Below are 1,617 nucleotides of genomic sequence, written 5' to 3'. Positions count from 1 at the left end.
GCTCCATTATTTTTATTCTTATTAATTATATCTAAATATAGTATATCATATTCGTGAAAATTATCTATTAAACCCTTTCTTTCCATCAAGCTTTTAAGTAAACAGAAAGATTTCATAGATATAACCATGGCTATCTCTATTATAGTGGTAGCTCTTGCTTCCATTATAGTTGATAATCCTTCACTTTTATGGGTATAGTTTTAATATAATACCTTAAGGAAAGGTTGGTGAAATGATGGAAAATTTAACTGCTAAAAAATGTATACCCTGTAGTATTGGAGCTCCAACTTTAGAACCAGATGAAATCAAAGAATACCATAAATCTTTACAAGATGATTGGAAAGTAATAGATAATAAAAAAATAGAAAAAACTTATAAATTTAAAAATTTTAAAGAAGCACTAGACTTTACTAATAAAGTAGGTAACCTTGCTGAAGAAGAAGGGCACCACCCTGATATCTATCTTTCCTGGGGGAAAGTAGTCCTCCAACTTTGGACCCATAAAATTGGCGGTCTTCATCAAAATGATTTTATTTTAGCTGCAAAAATTGATGAAATTGAAAGATAAAATTAAGAGGCGCTAGTTTAATCTAGCCGCCTCTTAATTTATATATCTGCAATAATTACTTTGTTTTTTTCTAAAGAGTTTTTAACGTCGATTATTCTTTGATTTTCTGAACCTCTAAACTTCAATAATAAACTCTTTTTTTCAATATCAAATTTACCATCTATTAAAATATCCGTTTCAAATAATAATTCCTTCCAGCCATCATTTATATCTATTTCCTTTATTAAATTTTCAAAAGTATATCCAGTATAAGTTACTATATTTAAGTTCATATCTTTAATTTTTTTGGCTAAAATGCCACAGACTTTCCCTTGGTGAAAAGGCTCTCCACCACTCAAAGTTATCCCATCTAATAAAGGGTCTTTTTTAACCATTTCCACTATTTTTTCTATATCCATATAATAACCATTACTAAAAGAATGGGTTTCAGGATTATGGCAACCTATACAGTTGTGAACACATCCTTGAGTAAATATTACCAACCTTATACCTGGTCCATCGACTATAGACTCTTTTACAATCCCTGCTATTTTTATTTTCTCTTCCATATAAACACCTCTTATTTAAAAGAACAGGATAAATGTTTTACTCTATCTCTTTCCTCAGCTCTCTTTGCATCGTTAAATCTATCTAAAGTTCCTACTAAATATCCGGTAATTCGTCTAATCCTTTCAAATTTTATATCTTCTTCTTTCCTGCCACATTTAGGGCATGTATCATTTATTATTCCAGTATATCCACAGATCGGATCCCTATCTACTGGATGATTTATTGAACCATATCCGATTCCAGATTCCTTCATAAATCTTACTACCTTTTCAAAAGCATCCAAATTTTGTGCAGGATCTCCATCCAATTCTATGTATGTAATATGACCTGCATTGGTTAATTCATGATAAGGTGCTTCTGTTTTTATCTTTTCATAAGCTGTAATTTCATAGTATACAGGAACGTGGAAACTATTAGTATAATATTCTCTATCTGTAATACCCTCCATTGAGCCAAAAATTTCTCTATCCATCTTAACAAACCTTCCAGCAGTACCTTCT

General features: G+C 30.6%; 3 protein-coding genes. 1 reads left to right on the top strand and 2 read right to left on the bottom strand.

All coding sequences use genetic code 11. From position 1 onward, the window contains the following. Positions 1-235: 235 nt before the first annotated feature. Positions 236-568 carry a 4a-hydroxytetrahydrobiopterin dehydratase gene (locus tag VK998_RS08820; protein WP_325227737.1) on the top strand — a complete coding sequence of 111 codons (333 nt, stop codon included), beginning with the start codon at positions 236-238 and terminating at the stop codon, positions 566-568. A 38-nt stretch (positions 569-606) separates the two neighbouring features. Here VK998_RS08820 and nrdG read toward each other — a convergent pair whose 3' ends face one another. Both nrdG and nrdD read right to left on the bottom strand, forming a co-directional pair. Next, a complete protein-coding gene (nrdG, locus tag VK998_RS08815; RefSeq protein ID WP_325227736.1) occupies positions 607-1,116 on the bottom strand; it encodes an anaerobic ribonucleoside-triphosphate reductase activating protein in 510 nt (169 codons plus the stop codon). A gap of 11 nt (positions 1,117-1,127) precedes the next feature. Then, positions 1,128-1,617, bottom strand: a 490-nt coding sequence (gene nrdD / locus VK998_RS08810) for an anaerobic ribonucleoside-triphosphate reductase (protein ID WP_325227734.1), incomplete at its 5' end; no start/stop codon positions are given.

Source organism: Schnuerera sp. (assembly GCF_035459645.1).
Taxonomy (GTDB): Bacteria; Bacillota; Clostridia; order Tissierellales; family Tepidimicrobiaceae; genus Schnuerera.
Note: the sequence above shows the minus strand (reverse complement) of the source record. Positions and strands in the feature narration are given on the sequence as shown.

Excerpts from the sequence above, each read along its gene's own strand:
- VK998_RS08820 (WP_325227737.1), top strand. The coding sequence starts at position 236 with ATGGAAAATTTAACTGCTAAAAAATGTATACCCTGTAGTATTGGAGCT.
- nrdG (WP_325227736.1), bottom strand. The coding sequence starts at position 1,116 with ATGGAAGAGAAAATAAAAATAGCAGGGATTGTAAAAGAGTCTATAGTC.